Below are 6000 nucleotides of genomic sequence, written 5' to 3'. Positions count from 1 at the left end.
GGCCGAACAGATAGTCCAGGGTGTAGCCGCCCGGGCGACCGTGCACGTGGTCGCGCAGGCAGTCCGGGCCGAGCGCCACGCCCTGTTCGCCGGCGACCCGGCTCCAGGCCGCGGCGATGGCTTCGCGGGAGCTGATCAGGACGCCGTCCATGTCAAACAGAACGGCTGAAAACGCTAGTCGATGCATCTCGGGCACTCTGTAGGGCAAGCCAGACCAGGACCGCGCCGCCGAGGGCGAACAGCGCCATGATCAGATAGGACCACTGCGGCAGGCCTTCGTACAGCCAGCCGGCGGCCGGACTGGCGAGGCCCATGGGCAGCGCTACCGCCAGAGAGTAGTAGATCCCCTGGGTCAGTACCCGCGCGCTTTCCGGCGCGTGGTCGCGGATGTAACGCATCACCGCGGCGTGGTAGGCGGCGAAGCTGAGGGCGTGCAGGCACTGGCCGAGGAGGATCGCGGCGAGGTGTTCGCTGCCGGCCAGCAGGCCCCAGCGCAGCGCCGCGCAAAGGCTGGAGAAGAGCATCACCTGGAGCGCCGGGTGGCGGTCCAGGATGCGGTTGGAGACGGCGAAGAAGCTGATCTCGGCGATCACCGCCAGGCCCCAGAAGGCGCCGACCGAGAACGACGAGTAGCCCAGCGTCTGCCAGCCCAGCGAGGCGGTGGTGAAGTACAGCGAGTGGCTCAGTTGGATCATTCCCGCCGCGGCGATGGCCAGCAGCAGGGGGCGTTGCCGGAGGATCCCGCGCAGGTCGGGACGGCGCCTGGCGCCCGGCAGCGGCGAGTCCGGACGGCGCAGGCTGCGGCGACGGAGGAACAGGCAGGCCAGCGCGGTGAGCAGCATCGTCAGGCCGACCAGGGCGGGCACCAGTTGCTGGCCGAACCGACCGAGCAGCAGGCCGCCCAGGGTCGCGGTGAGGATGAAGGCCAGCGAACCGACTGCGCGTACCCGCCCGTAGTTCTGCAGGGCGGCCTTGTCGCGCTTGAGCAGGTAGGATTCGGTGAGCGGCAGCACGCTGGTCCAGAATGCGCCGTAGAGCACGCTCAGGGCGATGAACAGGGGCAGGCCCTCGGCCAGCTGGAACAGCAGGGCGCAGGCGCCGGCCAGGGCCGCCAGCAGGGTCGCCAGGCGCAACTGGTCGATGCGCCAGTCGGCCACGTAGGTCAGCGCCACCCCGGCGATCACCTGCGGCCAGTAGGCCGCGGCGATCAACAGGCCGATCTGGCTGGCGCCGAAGCCCAGGCTGGCCAGCCAGGTCGGCCAGAACGGATAGATCAGCCCCTCGGCGGCGAAGTAGCCGGAAAAGATCAGGTACATGCCGGTTCCCGCGTCGCCGTGCCGGTTCGCTGCGGTTTGCGCCTCACTCGAAGCGCGCCCTGGCGAAGGCGTTCTCGCCCTTGCGCCAGACCAGCAGGGACTCGCCCAGCACCACCAGGTCGACCATCCCGTCCTCCAGCGCGCCGAGGGCGTCCTGCGGGGCGCAGACGATCGGTTCCTCGTGGCGGTTGAAGGAGGTGTTGATCAGCGCCGGCTGGCCGCTGCGGGCATGCCAGGCATGCAGCAGGGCGTGCATGAACGGATCGGCCTGCGGCCGGATGATCTGCGGCCGCGCGGTGCCGTCGACATGCACCACCGCCGGGCAGCGCGCGCGGAAATCCGCATGGCAGTCGTAGGTCATGGTCATGTAGTCGGCCGCCACCTGGTCTTCACGCCAGCCAACGTAGCAAGCCTCGGCGTGTTCTACCGCGGTGACCGGGGCGAATGGCATGAACTCGGTGCGTTCCATGCGCTGATTGAGCCAGTCGTTGGCGCTGGCATCGCCGGGATGGTAGACGATGCTGCGGTTGCACAAGGCGCGCGGGCCGAACTCCATGCGGCCCTTGAACATGCCCAGCACCTGGTTTTCCCGCAGCGCTTCGACCAGCGTCTCGATCAGGTTGGCCGGCCGGCTGTAGGCCAGTTGCGGGTACTGGCTGGCGATCAGCTCGGCATTCTGCGCGGCGCTGCGCGCGTCCGGCCCGAGGGCCATGCTCGGTGCCGGGAAGCGCGTACCGTTCTCGCGATAGGCCACCGCCACCGCCGCGGCCAGGGCCAGGCCGCCGTCGCCCATGCAGGGCAGCACGTAGACATCGCGGACCCCGGGGATCTCGCGCAGGCGCTGGTTCAGCTTGACGTTGCCGAACACCCCGCCGGCCAGGCACAGGTTGGCGCAGCCGGTGCGCGCCACGTGCTCCCGGGCGATGGCCACCAGCAGGTCTTCGGAGTGCCGTTGCGCGGCGGCGGCGACATCCGCCGGGCGTTCCGCCGCGCAGCGTTGCAGCAGCGGATCGCTGTAGCCGTCGTAGGAGGGCAGGTACAGTTCGCCGCAGCGGGCGCGCAGGCGGCCGTTCTCCAGGCGGATCATGTCGTTCATCAGCGGCAGCAGCTTTTCCGCGTCGCCGAACGCCGCCAGGCCGGTGATCTTGCCTTCGTGGCGGTTCGGCTTGAAGCCGAGCAGGCGGGTGATGCGCCCGTAGAAGTAGCCCAGGCTGTCGACGCTGGTCTCGCGTTGCAGGACCGTCTCGCCGCCGTCGGCGCGGTAGTGGGTGACGGTGAGCGACTGGAAGTCGCCGCGGCCGTCGCAGGTGAGGGTCAGCGCCTCGTCGAACGGCGAGCAGACGAACGCGCCGAGGGCGTGGCATTCGTGATGGTCGATGTACTCGACCTTGCCGCGCAGGCCGTTGGCGCGGACGAAGGCATCGAATTCGCCGCGCTTGGCCTTGTCGTTGGCCATTTCGTCGGCGATCCGCTTGCGCAGGTGCGGCAGGCCCTCGGGACGCTCGCGGGCTTCCTCGAGGACCCGGTCCAGATAGAGGTCGAGGTGCCGCCCGGCGTCGAACCCGGCGTTCCAGCCGTAGGCGATGCGGTCGATGTCGGCCAGGTCGATGCCGGCCTCGCCGAGCACATAGTCGATGGAGCGGCTCGGCCAGGCCTTGTGGTCCTTCTGGCGGGTGAAGCGCTCCTCGCTGGCGGCGGCGACGATCCCGCCGTCGCGCACCAGGCAGGCGCCGGCCAGGTCGTTGTTGGTGATCCCGAGAATGATCATGCGGTGTCCTCTTGCGCGAACGGGTGGGGGGCGAGAGGCGTAATAGGTTGCATGGCACCGGGAGCCCAACAACCTGCCAGATCTGGTCGCCTGCGAAATCTGGCAGGGCTACCGGATCTGGTAGCTGGACAGCCGTCGACGGGCTTGCCGGCCATACCGGCCGGGCGCCCGCGCCGGCATCAGAAGCTGTAGCTGAGGCTGCCGAACAGGATGCGCCCGTAGGGATCGGTGTAGCGCGGGTCGTAGCCGCTCTGGAAGGTGTAGGTCTGGTTGCTGAACGGCGGTTCGCGGTCGAACAGGTTCTTCACCCCGAGGGTCAGCCCCAGCGCGTGGCTGAGGCGGTAGCTGCCGGCCAGGTCCCAGAGGTTCCACGAGCCGACCTTGCCGTGGCTGGCGCGGTCGTAGTCGTTGTAGCCGCTGGTGTAGCGGTTGCTCAGGGTGGCCTGCCAGGCGTCGCGGCTCCAGGTGGCGTTGGCGACGTGCTTCCAGCGGGCGATCACGCCGACGCCCTGGAAGTCGCCGACGTTGTCCAGGTACTGGCCGCCGATCTGCTGCTGGAAGTCGTAGCGGGACACGTAGGTGCCTTGCAGGTCGAGCCCGAACTGCCCGTAGCGGCTGGCCGGGAAACGATAATCGAGGCTCAGGTCGACGCCGCTGGTCTTTACCTTGCCGAGGTTGGCCAGTCCGGTGACGACGTGATCGATCGAGCCGTCGGCCTTGCGCACGATGCGTCCGGCGTAGGCCTGCGGGTCGGCGAAGATCGCCGCTTCGGGAAACTCGGCGATCTGGTTGGCGATCCTGATCCACCAGAAGTCCAGGCCGACGGAAAGGTCGCGCAGCGGCTGGTAGACCAGGCCCAGGGTAACGTTGCGCGCGGTTTCCGGTCGCAGGTCGGTATTGCCGCCGGTGGCGTTGTAGAACTGCTGGGCGCAGTCGCGGTTGGCGATGCCGCCCTGGCTCGGCTGGCCGCCGGCGCACAGGCGCGGGTCGTCGTAGTTGGCGCTGGTATAGGTGGTGAAGGTCGGGTTGTACAGTTCGTACAGCGACGGCGCACGGAAACCTTCGCTGTAGGCGCCGCGCAGGACCAACTGGCGGAACGGCTGGAAGCGGAACGAATATTTCGGGTTGCTGGTGCTGCCGAAGTCGCTGTACTTGTCGTGGCGGATCGCCGCGCTGAGTTCCAGGCTGTCCAGCACCGGCACGTTGAGTTCGGCGTACTGCGCCTTCAGGTTGCGCTCGCCGCTGACCGTGGCGGCGGGATCGACGCCGAGGCTCTGCACGTTGCCGGCGAAGTCCTGGATGTCCTGGTGGAACGCTTCCTTGCGGAACTCGCCGCCCAGCGCCAGGGCCGCCGGCCCGGCGCCGAACCAGTCGCCGATCTCCCGGCTGGCGCGGGCGTCCAGGCCCTTGACGCGGCCGATCGAGGTACGGAAGTCGCCGCTCAGGGCATGGCTGCCGAGGTAGGCGAGGCCGGCGTCGGTCTGCGGCCCGAACGGGTTCAGCGTCCCGTTGGCGATGCCGAGGGCGGCGGCGCGATCATCGACGTAGCCGCTGTGGATATGGTCGACCACCTTGTTCTGGTTGTACGAGGCGCCGATATCGTAGTCCCAGCCGGCGAACTGGCCGTCGAAGCCGAGCAGCAGGCGCTGGCCGGTGTTCTGCGAGGATTGCAGGCGCGGCCCGAGCACGCTCTGTCGCCAGTTGACCTCCACCGGCCGGCTCGGGTCGAGGACGAAGCCGCCGGGTCCGGGAGTGATGCCGTTGCCGGGATAGAAGGCGGTGCCGGGATCGATCTGCAGGCCGGTGAGGGTCCCTGGGCCGACCTGGGTAGCGTTGTCGTTGCGCGACCAGAAGTACTCCAGGCTGACGTTGTGCTCGTCGGCCAGCTTGCCGGTGGCGCGGCTGAACACCGAGGTCTTCTCGGTTTCCGGCACCAGGTCGAGGTAGCGCCACAGGCTCTGCCGGCAGATGCCGTTGCGCGGAATCAGGTCGGCGCCCTTGCAACCGCCGGCGGCCAGCGGATTGCTGGCGTTGGCGCCCTGGCTCCAGTTGCCGGGGAAGGCGGTGCCGGAGCTGTAGTCGAGGCCGCGTCCCGGCTGGTAGTTGTAGGTGTAGCCGCGGTCCTTGGCGCCGAGGCGCTCCTGCTTGTCGTAGTTGGCCACCGCGAAGACATTGAAGCGATCCTCCTCCAGCTCGCCGAAGCCCCAGCTAGCGCTGACGTTGCGCTGGTTGCCGCCGCCGTCGTGGGTGGGGGAGGCGTAGCCGCTGTCGAAGCGGCCTTCGTTCAGGCTCTTGCGGGTGATGAAGTTGATCACCCCGCCGATGGCATCGGTGCCGTACAGCGCGGAGGCGCCGTCGCGCAGCACCTCGACCCGGTCGATGGCGGCGAAGGGAATGGTGTTGAGATCCACCGCGGAGCCGTCGATGGCATTGTTCGCCAGGCGCCGGCCGTTGAGCAGCACCAGGGTCTTGTTCGCGCCGATTCCGCGCAGGTCGGCGAACGAGGCGCCGCCGGTGGCGCTGCCGACCGAGCGACTGGAGTTGTATACGCCCTGGTTGCCGGAAAGCCGGCCGATCAGTTCCTCGGTGCTGGTCACGCCCTGTTGGCGCAGCTCCTCGGCGCGCAGGACGCTGATCGGCACCGCGGTTTCCGCATCGACCCGGCGGATCGCGCTGCCGGTCACCTCGATTCGTTGCAACTGGACCGTGGGCGGGTCGACAGGCGCCTGATCCTCCGCCGCGGCGGCGCTGCCGGGAGCGAGCTGCAGGGCCAGCAGCAGGGCGGCGCCCAGCGGCGCGTCGGTGTGGAGCGATCGGTGCATGGTCGGGGCATCCCTTGTTCCGGTGTGTCCAGGGATGTCCGTCGAGCCGGGGGATTTTCCAGGGACGGCTTAGACCTTTGCGCCATGAGTTTAT

General features: G+C 68.8%; 3 protein-coding genes and 1 pseudogene. All 4 read right to left on the bottom strand.

Going from position 1 to position 6000, the window contains the following annotated elements; genetic code table 11:
* Positions 1-151 (bottom strand): annotated as a pseudogene (locus HMPREF2716_RS23785) (HAD family phosphatase); the annotation flags it as partial.
* A 1-nt stretch (position 152) separates the two neighbouring features.
* Positions 153-1316: an MFS transporter gene (locus tag HMPREF2716_RS23780; RefSeq protein ID WP_003114866.1), complete on the bottom strand. Its 1164-nt coding sequence runs from the start codon at positions 1314-1316 to the stop codon at positions 153-155.
* A gap of 43 nt (positions 1317-1359) precedes the next feature.
* Positions 1360-3084: a carbamoyltransferase family protein gene (locus tag HMPREF2716_RS23775; RefSeq protein ID WP_015648711.1), complete on the bottom strand. Its 1725-nt coding sequence runs from the start codon at positions 3082-3084 to the stop codon at positions 1360-1362.
* Between the two features lie 179 nt (positions 3085-3263).
* Complete coding sequence (locus HMPREF2716_RS23770) at positions 3264-5906, bottom strand: TonB-dependent receptor (protein ID WP_023518810.1); 2643 nt, start codon at positions 5904-5906, stop codon at positions 3264-3266.
* Between the last annotated feature and the right edge of the window lie 94 nt (positions 5907-6000).

This window comes from Pseudomonas sp. HMSC076A11, assembly GCF_001810205.1.
Classification (GTDB): Bacteria; Pseudomonadota; Gammaproteobacteria; order Pseudomonadales; family Pseudomonadaceae; genus Pseudomonas; species Pseudomonas aeruginosa.
Note: the sequence above shows the minus strand (reverse complement) of the source record. Positions and strands in the feature narration are given on the sequence as shown.

Bases quoted from the DNA above. Each gene is read 5' to 3' on its own strand.
- HMPREF2716_RS23780 (WP_003114866.1), bottom strand. From the start codon at position 1,316: ATGTACCTGATCTTTTCCGGCTACTTCGCCGCCGAGGGGCTGATCTAT.
- HMPREF2716_RS23775 (WP_015648711.1), bottom strand. From the start codon at position 3,084: ATGATCATTCTCGGGATCACCAACAACGACCTGGCCGGCGCCTGCCTG.
- HMPREF2716_RS23770 (WP_023518810.1), bottom strand. From the start codon at position 5,906: ATGCACCGATCGCTCCACACCGACGCGCCGCTGGGCGCCGCCCTGCTG.